Source organism: Streptomyces sp. CB00455, from assembly GCF_001905445.1.
Taxonomy (GTDB): domain Bacteria; phylum Actinomycetota; class Actinomycetes; order Streptomycetales; family Streptomycetaceae; genus Streptomyces.
This window is the reverse complement of the sequence record NZ_LIVQ01000001.1, coordinates 697,917-713,930: the sequence shown is the minus strand read 5'-3', so window position 1 is coordinate 713,930 and position 16,014 is coordinate 697,917. Positions and strand designations below refer to the sequence as shown.

General features: G+C 74.1%; 15 protein-coding genes and 1 pseudogene. 12 read left to right on the top strand and 4 right to left on the bottom strand.

Annotation, left to right across the window (positions count from 1 at the left end):
• The first annotated feature begins 111 nt into the window (after nt 1-111).
• The 3 genes from AMK16_RS03325 (at nt 112) to AMK16_RS03315 (ending at nt 3,195) form a co-directional block, all read left to right on the top strand.
• Nucleotides 112-1,416 carry an alpha/beta fold hydrolase gene (locus AMK16_RS03325; RefSeq protein WP_073910344.1) on the top strand — a complete coding sequence of 435 codons (1,305 nt, stop codon included), beginning with the start codon at nt 112-114 and terminating at the stop codon, nt 1,414-1,416.
• Between the two features lie 114 nt (nt 1,417-1,530).
• Nucleotides 1,531-2,295, top strand: coding sequence for a PIG-L deacetylase family protein (locus AMK16_RS03320; RefSeq protein WP_073908325.1), 765 nt, complete (start codon nt 1,531-1,533; stop codon nt 2,293-2,295).
• Between the two features lie 66 nt (nt 2,296-2,361).
• Nucleotides 2,362-3,195 (top strand): enoyl-CoA hydratase/isomerase family protein, encoded by an 834-nt coding sequence (locus tag AMK16_RS03315; RefSeq protein WP_079191286.1) that lies wholly within the window; start codon nt 2,362-2,364, stop codon nt 3,193-3,195.
• Here the strand turns inward: AMK16_RS03315 and AMK16_RS03310 are convergent.
• Nucleotides 3,182-3,427 (bottom strand): SDR family oxidoreductase, encoded by a 246-nt coding sequence (locus AMK16_RS03310; RefSeq protein WP_443333528.1) that lies wholly within the window; start codon nt 3,425-3,427, stop codon nt 3,182-3,184. The two genes, AMK16_RS03315 and AMK16_RS03310, sit on opposite strands and share 14 nt — an antisense overlap.
• 118 nt (nt 3,428-3,545) lie before the next feature.
• Here AMK16_RS03310 and AMK16_RS03305 point away from each other — a divergent pair, with 118 nt between their 5' ends.
• The 5 genes from AMK16_RS03305 to AMK16_RS03285 all read left to right on the top strand — a co-directional run bounded on the left by AMK16_RS03305 (nt 3,546) and on the right by AMK16_RS03285 (nt 8,518).
• A complete protein-coding gene (locus AMK16_RS03305; RefSeq protein ID WP_073910337.1) occupies nt 3,546-4,520 on the top strand; it encodes an NADPH:quinone oxidoreductase family protein in 975 nt (324 codons plus the stop codon).
• On the top strand, nt 4,517-5,797 hold the full coding sequence (locus AMK16_RS03300; RefSeq protein WP_079191285.1) for an acyl-CoA dehydrogenase family protein: 1,281 nt from the start codon (nt 4,517-4,519) through the stop codon (nt 5,795-5,797). The genes AMK16_RS03305 and AMK16_RS03300 overlap by 4 nt, the downstream gene beginning before the upstream one ends.
• Nucleotides 5,794-6,927, top strand: coding sequence for an acyl-CoA dehydrogenase family protein (locus AMK16_RS03295; RefSeq protein WP_073908323.1), 1,134 nt, complete (start codon nt 5,794-5,796; stop codon nt 6,925-6,927). Before AMK16_RS03300 ends, AMK16_RS03295 begins: the two co-directional genes overlap by 4 nt.
• A 339-nt stretch (nt 6,928-7,266) precedes the next feature.
• Entirely contained in the window at nt 7,267-7,638 is a 372-nt protein-coding gene (locus AMK16_RS03290; protein ID WP_073908321.1) for a tyrosinase family oxidase copper chaperone, read from the top strand.
• A gap of 16 nt (nt 7,639-7,654) precedes the next feature.
• A complete protein-coding gene (locus tag AMK16_RS03285) occupies nt 7,655-8,518 on the top strand; it encodes a tyrosinase family protein (protein ID WP_073908318.1) in 864 nt (287 codons plus the stop codon).
• Between the two features lie 128 nt (nt 8,519-8,646).
• Here AMK16_RS03285 and AMK16_RS03280 read toward each other — a convergent pair whose 3' ends face one another.
• Nucleotides 8,647-8,928: a chaplin gene (locus AMK16_RS03280; protein ID WP_073908315.1), complete on the bottom strand. Its 282-nt coding sequence runs from the start codon at nt 8,926-8,928 to the stop codon at nt 8,647-8,649.
• Between the two features lie 98 nt (nt 8,929-9,026).
• Nucleotides 9,027-9,368 carry a hypothetical protein gene (locus AMK16_RS03275; protein WP_073908312.1) on the bottom strand — a complete coding sequence of 114 codons (342 nt, stop codon included), beginning with the start codon at nt 9,366-9,368 and terminating at the stop codon, nt 9,027-9,029.
• A gap of 132 nt (nt 9,369-9,500) precedes the next feature.
• Here AMK16_RS03275 and AMK16_RS03270 point away from each other — a divergent pair.
• Nucleotides 9,501-10,983, top strand: a pseudogene (locus AMK16_RS03270) (carboxylesterase/lipase family protein).
• 22 nt (nt 10,984-11,005) lie between these two features.
• Here the strand turns inward: AMK16_RS03270 and AMK16_RS03265 are convergent.
• Entirely contained in the window at nt 11,006-12,385 is a 1,380-nt protein-coding gene (locus AMK16_RS03265; protein ID WP_079191284.1) for an alpha/beta hydrolase-fold protein, read from the bottom strand.
• A 289-nt stretch (nt 12,386-12,674) separates the two neighbouring features.
• Here AMK16_RS03265 and AMK16_RS03260 point away from each other — a divergent pair, with 289 nt between their 5' ends.
• The 3 genes from AMK16_RS03260 to AMK16_RS03250 all read left to right on the top strand — a co-directional run bounded on the left by AMK16_RS03260 (nt 12,675) and on the right by AMK16_RS03250 (nt 16,010).
• The gene (locus AMK16_RS03260; RefSeq protein ID WP_073908309.1) at nt 12,675-13,544 is read left to right on the top strand and encodes an alkaline phosphatase family protein; all 870 of its coding nucleotides are present in this window, start codon (nt 12,675-12,677) and stop codon (nt 13,542-13,544) included.
• A gap of 2 nt (nt 13,545-13,546) precedes the next feature.
• Nucleotides 13,547-14,875, top strand: coding sequence for an MFS transporter (locus tag AMK16_RS03255; RefSeq protein ID WP_073908306.1), 1,329 nt, complete (start codon nt 13,547-13,549; stop codon nt 14,873-14,875).
• Nucleotides 14,876-14,981: 106 nt separating this feature from the next.
• Nucleotides 14,982-16,010 (top strand): TolB family protein, encoded by a 1,029-nt coding sequence (locus AMK16_RS03250; RefSeq protein ID WP_073908303.1) that lies wholly within the window; start codon nt 14,982-14,984, stop codon nt 16,008-16,010.
• Nucleotides 16,011-16,014: the final 4 nt, after the last annotated feature.

Sequence of the window (16,014 nt, the reverse complement as noted above, 5' to 3'; positions counted from 1 at the left end):
CTGGGACCCGTACTAGACTCGCTCGGACCGCCACACCCGCCCCCGGCCGCGACCCGGCCGGGGGCGGGCGCCCGTCCTTCGCACCTCGTATCCCAGGGGCCGTTCGTGACCATCGAGTACAGCTACCGCCAGCCCGGCACGGTCCTCACCGACCACCGGTTCACCGTCCCCCTGGACCACGACCGCCCGAACGGCGAACAGATCGAGCTCTACGCCCGCGAGGTCGTCGCCTGCGGCAAGGACCCCGCGACCCTGCCGTGGCTGCTGTACCTGGAGGGCGGACCAGGCTTCGGAGCACGGCGGTTCACCGGCCGGCAGGCCTGGCTGGAGCGGGCCCTGGCCGACTACCGCGTCCTCCTGCTCGACCAGCGCGGCACCGGCCGCTCCACCCCGCTGAACCGGCAGACCCTGCCGCTGCGGGGGACCCCCGCCCAGCAGGCAGCCCACCTCGCCCACTTCCGCAGCGACTCCATCGTGCGCGACGCCGAGGCCATCCGCCCCGGGCTGACCGGCGGCGCCCCCTGGACCGTACTCGGCCAGAGCTTCGGCGGGTTCTGCGCGACCCACTACCTCTCCACCGCTCCCGAGGGCCTCACCGCTGCCCTGATCACCGGGGGACTCCCCTCGCTGACCGCGACCGCCGACGAGGTGTACGAGGCCGCCTACCCCCGCATCGCGCGCAAGAACCTGGCCCACTACGCCCGGTACCCCATGGACGTCGACCGCGCCCGCCGGATCGCGGACCACCTGGCGCAGCGCCCCGCCGAACTCCCCGGCGGCTACCGCCTCACCGTCGAGGCGTTCCAGTCCCTCGGCCTGCTCCTCGGCGGGGGTGACGGCAGCCACCAGCTGCACTACCTCCTGGAGGACGCCTTCGTCCCGACGCCCGGCGGGCCGGCCCTTTCGGACGCCTTCCTGGAGGGCGTCCGCGCGCTGCTCTCCTTCGCCGGACACCCCCTCTACGCCCTGGTCCACGAGTCGATCTACGCCCAGGACCCGGCCGTGCCCACCGCCTGGGCGGCCGAGCGGGTGCGCGCCCGGCACCCCCGCTTCGACGCCGCCAAGACCCTGGCGGGCGACGACCCGCTCCTCTTCACCGGCGAGACGATCCACCCCTGGCACTTCGCCGTCGACCCCGCGCTCGCTCCGCTGCGCGAGACCGCCGAGCTGCTGGCCGCCCGTACCGGCTGGGAGCCGCTGTACGACACCGGCCGGCTCGCCGCCAACGAGGTTCCGGTGGCCGCCGCCGTCTATCACGACGACATGTACGTCGACACCGGCCACTCCCTTGCCACCGCCCGCGCCGTCCGGGGGCTGCGGACCTGGGTGACGGACGAGTTCGAGCACGACGGGGTCCGCGCGGGCGGCCCCCGCGTCCTGGACCGCCTGCTGGCCCTCGTGCACGGCGAGGCGTGACCGGCGAGGTCTGACCGGCGAGGTCTGACCGGGGCGGGGGCGGCCGCCCCCGGTAGGCGCCCCCGGCGAGTCGGCTCCTCGTCCGCGCCGGTCCGTTCGCCTATCGTGCGGTGCATGAGCGAAGCAGCAGATGGACCCGGCCCGTTGCAGCCCATGCCCACCGACTGGCAGCGCGCCCTCGCCGTCGTCGCCCACCCGGACGACCTCGAATACGGCTGCGCGGCGGCCATCGCGGACTGGACGGACGGCGGCCGCGAGGTCGTCTACCTCCTCGCCACCCGCGGCGAGGCGGGCATCGACACCATCGCCCCCGCCGCGTGCGCCCCACTGCGGGAAGCGGAGCAGCGGGCGAGCGCGGCCGTCGTGGGCGTCTCGCAGGTGGAGTTCCTCGACCACCGCGACGGCGTCGTCGAGTACGGCCTCGGCCTGCGCCGGGACATCGCGGCGGCCATCCGCCGCCACCGCCCCGAGCTGGTGATCACCCTCAACCACCGTGACACGTGGGGCGGTGATCAAGGCGGCGGCTTCTGGAACACCCCCGACCACAAGGCCGTCGGCCGGGCCGTGCTGGACGCCGCCGGCGACGCGGGGAACCGGTGGATCTTCCCCGAGCTCATCTCCGGGCAGGGCCTCGAACCGTGGAACGGCGTGCGCTGGGTGGCCGTGGCCGGTTCCAGCACGCCGACGCACGCGGCGGACGCCGGTCCGGGCCTGGAGCGTTCGATCAGGTCCCTGCTGGAGCACAAGGCGTACATCGAGGTGCTCACGGACCAGGAGCCCGAGGAGTACGTCCGCACCTTCCTCACCGGCAACGTCCAGCAGGCGGCGGCCCGCTTCGGCGGCCGGCCGGCCGTTCCGTTCGAGGTCTTCCCCCGCTGACCCCGGCCCCCTAGGCTGACGAACCGTCAGATGGGGCGGCGGGGATTCCGGCGGGGGTGGGCCAGGGTGATCGACACCGTCTCCACGGAGATCGCGGAGGGCGAGGAGCGGATCCGCCTGGAGGTCGCCGACGGCATCGCGGTCCTCACCCTGTGCCGTCCGGCCGAACTCAACGGCTGGAGCTGGGAGTCCACCCGCCAGCTGGGCCTGCTGGCGGACCGGATCCGCTTCGACCCCTGCGTGCGGGCCGTCCTGCTGCGCGCCGAGGGGCGGGCCTTCTGCGCGGGCATCGACGTGACCGCCCCCGGTGGTGGGATCACGGTCGGCTCAGCCGCCGAGCGGACCCGCAACTACTACGAGGGCATCCGCTGGGCCCACGAGCGGTTCGCGGTCTTCGCCCGGCTTCCCCAGCCGGTGGTCGCCGCCGTCCAGGGCTACTGCCTCGGCTTCGGCTTCGAACTGGCGCTGATGGCCGACATCCGGCTGGCGGCCGAGGACGCCGTCTTCGCCCTGCCGGAGGCGCGGCTGGGCGTGGCCGTGGACGCCGGCGGCGACCTCCGCATCGCCCGCGAAGCGGGCGCGGGGTGGGCCAAGTACCTCGCCCTGACCGGCCGCCGCGTGGACGCGGCGACCGCCCTGCGGCTGAACCTGCTCCAACTGGTCCTCCCCACAACGCAACTGCAAGCCATCGCGCGGGAGGTGGTGGCGGAGCTCGCCGCGAACGCCCCCCTGGCGGTCCAGGGCATCAAGCGCGCGATCGACGCCTACGCCGACGCCGCCCTGCCCGCGGCCCTGGACCGCGTCGCGATGACCGCCGCGCTCACCCTCACCTCGGAGGACTGCCGCGAGGGCTACGGCGCCGGAGCTGCCCGCCGCCCACCCCGCTTCACGGGGAGCTGAGCGGGAGGGCGTACGGTCCCGCGCGCCGGCAGGTCACGGCCTGAAGGGGGCCGCGGCCCAGTTGCTCCCGCACCGGCACCACCGGCGCATTGACCAGCGCCCGCCGCTGCCAGTTCGCGCCGTCCACGACCAGGGTGTGGCCGGTCACGAAGCGGGCGTAGGGCGAGGCCAGGAAGGTGGCCGCCCAGCCCAGCTCGCGCGGCGCCCCCACCCGCAGCGCGGGCTGCCGCATCGCCCTCTCCTGCGGGCTGGGGTCGGGGTGGTGATCGGCCGGTGGGTTCACAGGAGGGTGAGCGACCGCTTAGTATGCCCGTGCAGTGTGGTTCCTCGACGGCGGCTGGAGGCCCCGGATGCAGGCATGGCGCGTACATACCCCCGGTGAACCCCGTGAGGCCCTGCGCCTCGAAGAGGTTCCGGAACCCGTCCCCGGCGAGGGCGAGGTGAAACTCCGGGTGCTCGCCGCGAACGTCAACTTCCCCGACGCGCTGCTCGTCCGCGGGCAGTACCAGATCCGCCCGCCGCTGCCCTTCACCCCCGGGGTGGAGATCTGCGGCGAGACCGAGGACGGCCGGCGCGTCATCGCCACCCCGAGCCTGCCCCACGGCGGGTTCGCCGAGTACGTCACCGCCGCCGCGCACGCCCTGCTCCCCGCCCCGGACACGCTCGACGACGCCGAGGCGGCGGCCCTGCACATCGGCTACCAGACCGGCTGGTTCGGCCTGCACCGCCGGGCCCGCCTCCAGAGCGGCGAAACCCTCCTCGTGCACGCCGCCGCCGGCGGAGTCGGCAGCGCCGCCGTCCAGCTCGGCAAGGCCGCCGGAGCCACCGTCATCGGCGTCGTCGGCGGCAAGGCCAAGGCGCGCACCGCCGAGGCACTCGGCTGCGACCTGGTGATCGACCGCACGGAGCAGGACCTCGTCTCCCACGTGAAGGAGTTCACCGGCGGGCGCGGCGCCGACGTCGTCTACGACCCGGTCGGCGGCGACTCCTACACCGCCTCCGCCAAGTGCGTGGCCTTCGAGGGCCGCATCGTCGTCGTCGGCTTCGCGAGCGGCACCATCCCGGCCCCCGCGCTCAACCACGCACTCGTGAAGAACTACGCCATCCTCGGCCTGCACTGGGGGCTGTACGCGGCCAAGGAGCCCGCCTCCGTCCTCGCCTGCCACACCGAGCTCACCCGACTGGCCGCCGAGGGCCTCGTCAAGCCGCTCGTCAGCGAACGCGTCCCGCTGAGCGCGGCCGCCGACGCCGTGCAGCGGCTCGCCGACGGAACCACCACCGGCCGCATCGCCGTCGTACCGGCCCTGGACGGAGGACCCCGATGACCGACCCGACAGCGGGCCCGCAGACACACCCGGCAACGGACCCGACGACACAGCCGCAGGCCGACCCCGGGGCCGCACCGGCGCCCGTCACCCTCACCGCAGACGACCTGCGCGCACGCGTCCGCGACCTGCTCGCCTCGCACCCGCCCGCCGGCACGCCCCGCGCCGACTTCCTGCGCGCCCGCTTCGACGCCGGACTCGCCTGGGTCCACTACCCCCACGGCCTCGGCGGCCTCGGCGCCCCCCGCTCCCTCCAGGCCGTCGTCGACGCCGAACTGGAAGCCGCCGGCGCCCCCGACAACGACCCGCGCCGGATCGGCATCGGCCTCGGCATGGCCGCCCCGACGATCCTCGCCTACGGCACCGAAGAGCAGAAGCGGCGCTTCCTGCGCCCCCTGTGGGCCGGCGAGGAAGTCTGGTGCCAGCTCTTCAGCGAACCGGGCGCCGGCTCCGACCTCGCCGCGCTCGGCACCCGCGCCGTCCTCGACGAAGAGGCCGGCGAGTGGGTCGTCGACGGGCAGAAGGTGTGGACCTCCAGCGCCCACACCGCCCGCTGGGCCATCCTGATCGCCCGCACCGACCCCTCGCTGCCCAAGCACCGGGGCGTCACCTACTTCCTGTGCGACATGCACGCCCCCGGCGTCGAGGTCCGCCCGCTGCGCCAGATCACCGGCGAGGCCGAATTCAACGAGGTCTTCCTCACCGGCGTCCGCATCCCCGACGCCCACCGCCTCGGCGCCGTCGGCGAGGGCTGGGCGGTCGCCCGCACCACCCTGATGAACGAACGCGTCTCCATCGGAGGGATGCGCATCCCGCGCGAGGGCGGCATGATCGCGCCGGTCGCCGCCGCCTGGCGCGAGCGCCCCGAACTGCGCACCCACGCCCTCCACCAGCGACTGCTGGACCTGTGGGTCGAGGCCGAGGTCGCCCGCCTCACCGGTGAGCGGCTGCGCCAGCAGCTCGCCGTCGGCCAGCCCGGCCCCGAGGGGTCCGGGATGAAGCTCACCTTCGCCCGCCTCAACCAGGAGATCAGCGGACTGGAGGTCGAACTCCTCGCCGAGGACGGCCTGTCGTACGAGGACTGGACCATGAGCCGCCCCGAACTGGTGGACTTCACCGGCCGCGACGCCGGCTACCGCTACCTGCGCGCCAAGGGCAACAGCATCGAGGGCGGCACCAGCGAAATCCTCCTCAACATCGTCGCCGAACGCGTCCTCGGCCTGCCCCCCGAGCCGCGCGACGACAAGGACCTCGCCTGGAAGGACCTGGCCCGATGACGACGCCCGGCGGCCGGACCGCCCCGAACGCCCCCTTCGACCTGCTCTACTCCGAAACGGAGGACGAACTCCGCTCCGCGGTGCGGTCGCTGCTCGCCGACCGCTGCGCCCCCGCGTCGGTCCTCGCCCGGATCGAGACCGACCAGCCCCACGACCCCGCCCTGTGGCGACCACTGGCCGCGGGGATCGGCGCCGCCGGGCTCCTCGTGCCCGAGAAGCTCGGCGGGCAGGGCGCGAGCCACCGCGAGGCGGCCGTGGTCCTGGAGGAACTGGGCCGCGCCGTCGCCCCCGTCCCTTACCTGACGAGTTCCGTGCTCGCCACGGAGATCCTGCTCGGCTGCGACACCGCCGACGTCGCCCCGCTGCTGGGGGAGCTGGCCGCGGGGGAGCGGGTGTGCGTACCGGCCGTACCGCTGACACTGGCCCCGGGCGCCCCGCTGCCCGCCGCGGTACGGGACGCCGGCGGCGGCATCCTGAGCGGGACGGTCACCTCCGTCGCGGACGCCGTGGCCGCGGACGTCCTGCTGGTGCTCGCCGACACCGGGCTGTACGCCGTACCGGCCGCCTCGGCCCGCATCACCCCCCGGGTCTGCCTGGACCTGACCCGCCCGACGGCGACCGTCACTCTCGACGCGGCCGCCGGCACCCGGCTCGCCGACCCGGCCACGGCCCGGGCGGCCGTCGCCGGGGCCCTGCTCTCCGGGGCCGGGCTGCTCGCCTCCGAGCAACTCGGCATCGCCGAGTGGTGCCTGACGGAGACCGTCGGATACGTCCGGGTCCGCCACCAGTTCAACCGGCCCGTCGGCTCCTTCCAGGCGATCAAGCACCGCCTGGCGCGGCTGTGGCTCGACGTGGCATCCGCCCGGGCGGCGGCCAGGGCCGCGGCCGACGCGCTGGCGACCGGGGCCTGCGACGCGCCCCTCACGGTCGCCGTCGCCCAGGCCTACTGCTCGGGCGTGGCCGTACGGGCCGCCGAGGAGTGCGTCCAGCTGCACGGCGGCATCGGCATGACCTGGGAACACCCGGCCCACCTCTACCTCAAGCGGGCCAAGGCCGACTCCCTCGCCCTGGGCACGGCGGGCCACCACCGCGGCCTCGTCGCCGACTTCGCGGAACTCCCGGCGCCGTAAGGGGGTACGGACCGGTACGGACCCGAGCGGGCGGCTGCCGAAGGCGCCGTGATCGGCCCGGCACTCCGCCCCGCCCTGCCCCGGCCCGCCCCGGCCGTCGGCGGGGCGGGGCTCCCGCCGCACCTGGGGGCCCCGTCGCACCTGGGGGCCCCGCCGCCCCGGATGGCCCGCCGGTCCGCGGCCGCGGTACCGCCCGCGGCCCGCGCCGGGGTCGTGCCGCCGACCCGCAGGGCCGCCTGCGCCCCACCACCCTCTTCTACAAGCACCGCCGGGGGTGACCTCGCCCGCCGCGCCGCGTTAAGCCCCCGTAGGCGCCGGCCACCGAGCGAGGGAGACCGAATGTCCGCAGCCCCTGCCATCGCACTTCCGACCCGCCGCGCGTTCCTCCGTACGGCCTTCAGCGCGGCCGTGCTCGCCGGCACGGCCGCGGCGCTGGCCCCCGTACTGCGGGCCCGGCGCCCCCGCCAGACCCTGACGCCCGCCCCGCTCGCCGAGGAGACGTACCGGGGCCGGCACATCGCCGTCGACCACGCCGGGATCCGCATCGACGGCCGCCCGCTGCACGTGATGCGCCGGGCCGACGGCAGTTACCTCAGCGGGATCAACCACTTCCAGTCCTTCGGGACGCCGCTGGAGCTGGCCCGCGCGGCCGTCGACGAGCTGGCCGGCGCCCAGCTGGCGCCGGCGGCGGCCGCCCCGCACCACGTCTGACGGGAGGAGCCCCGCCTTGTACACCCGGCAGAACCAGAAGAACCTGACCAGCGCCCAGAAGAAGCGGTTCACGGCGGCCGTGCTGGAGCTCAAGCGCAACGGGATCTACGACTCCCTCGTGCGCACCCACGACAAGTACTTCGTGCCCGATCGCGAACGCAGGCTCCGCGTCGGGCACATGTCGCCGTCCTTCTTCCCGTGGCACCGGCGCTACCTGCTGGAGTTCGAGCGGCACCTGCAGGCCGTCGACCCGGGCGTCTGCGTCCCGTACTGGGACTGGACCACCGACAACAGTCCGGTCTCCTCCCTGTGGGCCGACGACTTCCTCGGCGGCACCGGCCGCGCCGAGGACCGGCAGGTGATGACCGGTCCCTTCGCCTACGCCAAGGGCAACTGGACCGTGACGGTGGGCATCACCGAGTCCCGCTTCCTCACCCGCAACCTCGGCCGCCCGCAGAACCCGATCGCCCTGCCCACGCCCGCCGAACTCCAGTGGGCCCTGGACGATCCGACCTACGACGTCCCGCCCTGGGACTCCACGGCCACCGCCGGGGGGTTCCGCAACAAGCTGGAGGGCTGGGCCGCCCCCAAGAGCGAGCGCTGGCGCAACCACAACAAGGTGCACCAGTGGATCGGCGGCCACATGACGGGCGGCACCGCGCCCAACGATCCCGCTTTCTGGCTGCACCACGCCTTCGTGGACCTGATCTGGGACCGCTGGCAGCAGAAGCACCCCCGCTCCGGCTACCTGCCGGCCACGCAGCCCCCGCTCGGCGACCTCCAGCACGGCCGGGTGATCGCGCTCGACGAGCCGATGCCCCCGTGGGACGTCACTCCGCGCGACATGCTGGGTCACCGGGGCCTGTACCGCTACGAGTGACGCCGCCACGGGTGGTAGCGCTACGAGTGGCACCGCCACGGGCGGCGCACAGGGGAAGGGCCCCCGCCGTACGGCGGGGGCCCTTCGCTCGGAGCAGGTGATCAGCCGGATCAGGCGATCAGCGGCGATCAGTGGCCGTAGCCACCCTCGGTGTGGTGCTCGACGTCGCCCGACTGGTTGATGCAGGTGTTGCCGAACGACGGGTTCAGCAGAGCGATCACGTTGACGGTGTTGCCGCAGACGTTGACCGGGACGTGCACCGGAACCTGGACCAGGTTGCCCGACAGGACACCGGGGGAGCCGACCGCCGCACCCTGCGCTCCGGCATCGGCGACGGCCATACCCGCACCGGTGGCCATGACGCTACCGGCGACAGCGGTGATGGCGAATGCCTTCGCGATACGCGACATCAAGATCTCCTCGTGAGATGTGGGGCGCCGCAGGAGAGCCTGCGGCATTTGACATGGCATACAACGCCGCGCAGGCCGAGGGGTCACGGCCCCTGGGCCTACCCGGTGACGGGAAAGCGGACGGAGGCGAAGTACGGCCGCACCTGGGTGACGGCGCCCGGCGACAGGACCCCGACCACCGGGCCCTTGCACCCCGGGTCCCGGTAGAGGGTCGCCGTGCCCCGGGTCCCGTTGGTGACGGCGCGGGCACCGCCGCCCGGGGCCTCGGCGCAGCCCTTCGGCGCGGCCAGGCCGTGGACGCGGTCGTCCTGGCCCACGTACTGGAAGTCCGGCCCGGCGGCGGCCCGGGCAGGGGCCAGCGCCGCCACCAGCAGCACGCAGGGAACCGGCCCGGCCAGGACGACGCCCCGCAGGGCGTGGTGGATACGCAGGGTTCGCATGCCGGTCCAACCACGCCGCACCCGGACACGGACACGGCTTGTCACCCGTGGGACGGCTGTGCGACCGTGCGCGCACGGCGCGGGTCCGCGAAGGCGCCGGGCCGATGCGGCAGCGGGGAGCAGGAGGACACGATGGACGCAGCCGGCGGCGACGACAGCACCGGCAGGGGCACGGGCCGGGGCGGCGACGGACGCCTCCGGCCCCGGGCCCGCACGGCGCACGGCGTCGTCGAGGGCCGTACGGGGCCGGGCGGCGTCGCCGTCTTCCGCGGGATCCCCTACGCCGCCCCGCCCGTCGGCGCCCTCCGCTTCGCCGCGCCCGCGCCCCCGCGGCCCTGGGACGGCGTGCGCGACGCCGGCGCCTACGGGCCCACCGCGCCCAAGGTGCCCTACCCGCCGAAGTTCGCCGCCCTGCTGCCCGATCCGCAGATCCCGGGGGACGACTGCCTGACCGTCAACGTGTGGACGCCGCAACCCGCGCCCGGGGCCCGGCTGCCCGTCATGGTGTGGATCCACGGCGGGGCGCTCACCCGCGGCTCCTCGGCCGTACCCGTCTACGACGGCTCCGCCTTCGCCCGCGACGGGGTCGTGCTCGTCTCCCTCAACTACCGTCTCGGTGTCCTCGGCTACGGGCTCTTCCCCGACGCGCCCGCCAACCGGGGCCTGCTGGACCAGATCGCCGCGCTGGAGTGGGTCCGGGACAACATCGACGCCTTCGGCGGCGACCCGGCCCGCGTCACCGTCTTCGGCGAGTCCGCCGGAGCCGTCAGCACCGGCGCCCTGCTCGCCGCCCCGAAGGCCGACGGGCTGTTCGCCCGGGCGGCCCTGCAGAGCGGGCCCCCCCGAGGTACTGCCCCGCGACCGGGTCCGGGCGGTGGTCCGGCGGATGGCCTCGCTGCTGAAGACCGACGCCACCGCCGGAGCCTTCGCGGCCACCGCCCTGCCCGTCCTGCTCGCCGCGCAGGCCGCCGCCCTGCGCAGGTCGAGCCCCCTCGCCGGTGGCCCCGCCTTCGGCCTGGTCGCCGATCCGGACACGCTCCCCGAAGACCCGGCCGCCGCGGCGGCCGCCACCGGCGTGCCCCTGCTGCTGGGGTGGACCACCGAGGAGTACCGGCTCTGGCTCGCGCCCACGGGCGCGATGCGGGTGCTGGACCGGCTCGGTCCGCTCGCCGTGGAGCTGGCGCGCCTGCGCGGCGGCAAGGACCGGGCCGCCGTACGGGCGCTGCGCGCGGCCCGGCCGCAGGACGGACCGGCCGAGCTGGCGGGGCAGCTGCTCACCGACCTGCTGCTGCGCGATCCGCTGCGGCGGCTCGCCGGGGCCCGGCGGGCGGCGCCGAGTTTCCTGTACGAGTTCGCCTGGTCCTCGGGGGTGCCGGGGCTCGGTGCGTGCCACGCCCTGGAACTGGGCTTCGTGTTCGACACGCTGGGGGTGCCGGAGGCGTCCTGGCTGGCCGGGCCGGACGCTCCGCAGTCGCTCGCCGAGGAGATGCACGGGGCCTGGGTCCGTTTCGCGGTCGACGGGGACCCGGGCTGGGAGCCCTGCGACGGCTCCGGCCCGCCGAAGGTGTTCGGCGGGCCGGAGGCCGGGCGGTCGCGACCGCAGTCACCGCAGTAGGTGCGGCCGCGGGAGCCGCAGGCTACTCGACGGGTCCTTCCATGACCTTGCTGATGTACTGGACCGGTCCCTCGCCCATGTTCGGGACGTAGGTCTTGGCGTTGTGCTGGCCGCCCTTGATGATCCTCAGCTCGGTGTGGACCGGCCCCTTGTTGCCGAAGGTCGCGATGAACTTCTGCACGTCCGGCAGGGTCTTCTTGTTGTTCTCGCTGTCGCCGACCTGGAAGGCGAGGTACACGTCCGGGCCCTTGCGGTCGATGAGCTGCTTCGCCAGGATCTCCGGGTTGTTCTCGGCCTTCTCCTTGTCGTGGCCCTTCCACAGGGAGGAGTCCGGGACGATGTCCGGGCCCGAGGCGATGACGGCCTTGAACTTGTCCGGGTGCTTCAGGACGGCCTTGAGGCCCGCGAACCCGCCGGTGGAGGAGCCCATGAAGGCCCAGCCGTCACGTGACTTGACGGTGCGGAAGTTCGCCTTCATCAGGTCCGGGACGTCCTCGGTCAGCCACGTGCCCATCTTGGGCTGGTCGGGGATGTCGGAGCCGTCCCAGTAGACGCCCTTGTCGTCCGGCCCGGGGTTCAGCACCGGCATGGCCAGGATGAAGGGCTTGCTCTTGCCCTGCGCGTACCACTTGGCGATGCTCGTCTGGAGGCCGAGGTCGGTGCCCATCCAGTAGTTGCTGGGGTAGCCCGCGCCACCCGGCAGGGCGATCATGACCGGGAAGCCGCTCTTGGCGAACTTCGGGTCGTTGTACTCCTTGGGCGCCCAGACCCACACCTTGCCCTTGAAGCCGGACTTCTTGCCGTCCAGCGTGGTGACCGCGACGTGGGTGCCGTCGGGCAGGGTCATCGAGTTCTTGAAGTCGGAGGCCGGCCCGGTGGGCATCAGCATCTTGGAGTTCGCCGGCTGTACGGGAGCGTCCTTCTTCTTGCCGTCACCGCCGGCGGACGGCTGGCCGAAGGACACGGCGGCGCCCTTGTCGGTGAAGGGGGGTATCTCGAAGTGGTACATCGCACCCGCCGCGATACCGGCGAGCGCGAGGACGCTGACGCCCGCGATCACCCACCGGCGGACCCGGGAGCGGCGCCGGGGATCGGGCTCGCCCGGCTCCTGCCCGTAGGGGTCCTGCGGCTCCTGTCGGTACGGCTCCCGCGGTTCCTGCCCGTAGGGCTCCTGCCAGCCGTACCGTTCCTGCTCCTGCCGGGGCCGGCCGTACTGCTCCTGACCGTACTGTCCCTGACCGTACGGCCCCTGCCCCTGGGGCGGCTGCTGCCCGCCCCGGGGGTCGTACGGCTGCTGTCCTCCGTACGGCTGCCCGCCGTACTGGTCGCCGTGGGGCTGCTGCGGCTGCTGCCCTTCCGGCCGGTACGGCGGGTACTGCTGCCCGTCGGGTGCGTACGACATGTGCGGTGGCTCTCCGGCTGGTGCTGCCCCGAGGGGGCGGGTGGTCTGGTCTGGCGGCTTGATCCTTCTGTTCGAAGGATGAACGAAAGCATGCCAGGGTTCCCGATTTTCCCTTCTCTTGGGGTGCTCTAGGGAAGGCCGTTGCCCTGCTCCGGAAAGGCCCGCGGAGTTCCCGTTCTGTTCGCCCGCCATCCCTGGCCCATGCACATGCCCCTGGGTATGGTGCCTGCGCGCCGCCCCCAGAACCCCCACCCGCCCGGAGGTATCCGTGTTTGGCATGCCCTTGCCAATGTCCCGTCGTGGGACCGCCCTCGCCACCGCTTTCGGTCTCACCGTCGCCGCGGCGGCCCTGTGGGCGGGCACCGTTGCCGCCCAGCCCGCACACGCGGCAGCGCTGCCTGCCCCCGACCACGTGGTCGTCGTGGTCTTCGAGAACCACGCCTACAACCAGGTCATCGGCAGCTCCAGCGCCCCCTACATCAACTCCCTGAAGACCGGGGGCGCCAACCTCACCAACTCCTACGGCATCACCCACCCCAGCCAGCCGAACTACCTCCAGCTCTTCTCCGGCTCCCACCAGGGCGTCACCGGCGACAGCTGCTACACCCCCGGCTTCAGCTCGGCGCCCAACCTCGCCTCCGAGCTGATCGCCGCGGGCAAGAGCTGGGCCAGCTACAACGAGACCCTCCCCGCCCAGGGCTCCACCACGTGCAGCAGCGGGAACTACGCCCGCAAGCACAACCCCTGGTTCGCCTTCTCCAACGTGCCCACCAGCACCGCGAAGACCATGACCCAGTTCCCGACGGACTTCACCACCCTGCCCAAGGTGTCCTTCGTCGTGCCGAACCTCTGCAGCGACATGCACGACTGCTCCGTCGGCACCGGCGACACCTGGCTCAAGAACAACCTCAAGGCCTACGCGGACTGGGCCAAGACCCACAACAGCGTCCTCGTCGTCACCTTCGACGAGGACAACCGGCTCGCCGGCAACAAGATCCCCACCGTGCTCTACGGCCAGCCCGTGACGGCCGGCAGCACGGCGAGCACCACCTACAACCACTACGACATGCTGCGCACCCTGGAGGGCCTGGCCGGTCTGACCACCCACGCCGGGAACGCGGCGACCGCCAAGGACATCACGGGGATCTGGGCTTCCTGACCATGTACGTTGCGGACAGCCGCGGTACCCCCGCGCCCGCCGTGCCCCCCGAGCAGCCGGCCGCCGTCCCGGGCACCCCGCCCGGGCGGCGCGCCGCGCTCGCGCCCACGGTGCTCGCCCTCGGCACGGTCAGCCTCATCACCGACATCTCCTCCGAGATGGTCGCGGCCGTGCTCCCGCTCTACCTCGTCGCCGGACTCGGGCTCTCCCCGCTCGGATTCGGCCTCCTCGACGGCGTCTACAACGGCGTCGGCGCGCTGGTCCGCCTCACCGGCGGCCACCTCGGCGACCGCTTCGGCCGCCACAAGACCCTCGCCGGCCTGGGCTACGCCCTCTCCGCCCTGTGCAAGCCGCTGCTCCTGCTCGCGCACACCCTTCCCGCCATCGGCGCCGTCCTCGCCCTCGACCGCACCGGCAAGGGCCTGCGCACCGCCCCCCGGGACGCGCTCATCTCCCTCGCCGCCGCCCCCAAGGACCGCGGCCGCGCCTTCGGGGTGCACCGGGCGATGGACACCGCCGGTGCGCTGATCGGCCCGGTCCTCGCCTTCCTCATCCTGCGCGGCGCCGCCGACGGTTACGACGCCGTCTTCACCGTCAGCGCGTGCGTGGCCGCCCTCGGAGTGCTCGTCCTCGTCCTCTTCGTCCCCGGCCGCCGGCCCGGTGCCACCGGGGGACCCGGCACCACCGGCGGAGCCGAACGCGCGGACCGCCCCGGTGTGCGAGGCCGCCCGGACCCGGGGGAGGAGCGGGTCTCGCTGCGCGCCTCCCTCGGCCTGCTGCGCCGCCGCGACCTGCGCCGGACCGGTCTGTGCGCCCTGCTCCTCGGCCTGTGCACGGTCAGCGACGGCTTCGTCTTCCTGCTGCTCCAGCACGCCACCCGGATCGCAGACCGCTGGTTCGCCCTGCTGCCGCTCGGCACCGCCGCCGCCTTCTTCCTCCTGGCCCTGCCCCTCGGGCGGCTCGCGGACCGCATCGGCCGCGGCCGCGTCTTCCTGGGCGGCCACCTCGCCCTGCTGCTCGCCTACGGACTGCTCCTGGCCGGCGGCCACCACCCCGCCCTGCCGTACGCGGTGCTCCTGCTGCACGGCGGGTTCTACGCCGCCACCGACGGCGTGCTGATGGCCGCCGCGGCCGGAGCCGTGCCCGAAGAACACCGGGGGGCCGGGCTCGCCCTCGTCCAGACCGGCCAGGCCCTCGCCCGCTTCGCCGCCGCCCTCGGCTTCGGCGCCGCCTGGACCCTCTGGGGCGCCCGCCCGGCACTCGGCGCCGCCGCGGTCCTGCTGGCCGCGGCCGTGGCGGTCTGCGCCCGACTGCGCCCCGCCGCCACGTGACACCACCGCCGCCGGTCGGCCGCCCCGCCGCCACCTGACACCGCCGCCGGTCCGGCTGCCCCCGCCGTCCGGCACCGCCGCCGCACGAGAGAAAGGCCCGCCCCCCATGACCCTCCAGCGCCGGATCCTGATCCTGGCCGCCGCACTCGTCCTGCTCGCCGCCGTGGGCGCGCTCGCCTTCCTGCGGGCCTCCTCCCGGGCCGAGGCGAAGGACCGGGCCCAGGCCGGCGGGCCGCAGGTCACCGCGGGCGCGGTCTCCCTGGCTCCGGGCGAAGGCGGCCCGCGGATCGTCTTCCGGAACATGGCGTGGGGCCCGCACCGCGACGAACTCGCCACCGTCCCGGCCGCCTCGCCCGAGGGGGCGCGTACCGCCTCCGGCGTCGCCTGCCTGCGCTTCCACGCGGCAGCCGGCACCGGGATCTGCCTGCGCACCGACAAGAGCGGCGTCCAGGACGGCTACCGGGCCGTGGTCCTCGACTCCCGCCTCAGGGAGGTCTCCAGCCATCCGCTCGCCGGCATCCCCACCCGGGCGCGGGTCTCGCCCGGCGGACACCTGGCCGCGTGGACGGTCTTCGTGGGAGGGGACTCGTACGCCGGGACGGACTTCTCCACGCGCACCTCGCTGCTCGACCTGCGCACGGGCAAGCTCGACGCCTCGCTGGAGGACTTCACGATCCGCAAGGACGGGCGGACCTACCGCAACGCCGACGTGAACTTCTGGGGGGTCACCTTCGCCGCCGATGAGAAGACCTTCTACGCGACCCTCGCGACGCAAGGCCGGACCCACCTCGTACGCGGCGACCTCGCGGAGCGCACGGTCACCGTGTTGCGCGAGAACTTGGAGTGCCCGTCGCTGTCGCCCGACGGCACCCGGCTGGTGTTCAAGAAGCGCGTCCCCGGCCTGCCGGCCGACGCGCCGTGGCGCCTGTACGCCCTGGACCTTCCCACGATGCGGGAGACCCCGCTGGCGGAGGAGCGCAGCGTGGACGACCAGGTGGTGTGGACCGACGACCGGACGGTCGTCTACTCCCTGCCGGGGGACTTCGGATCCGACCTGTACGCGACCGCGGCCGACGGCAGTGGCGCCCCCGCCCGGCTGATGACGTCGGCCCTCGCCCCCGCCCTCCTCGGCTGACACC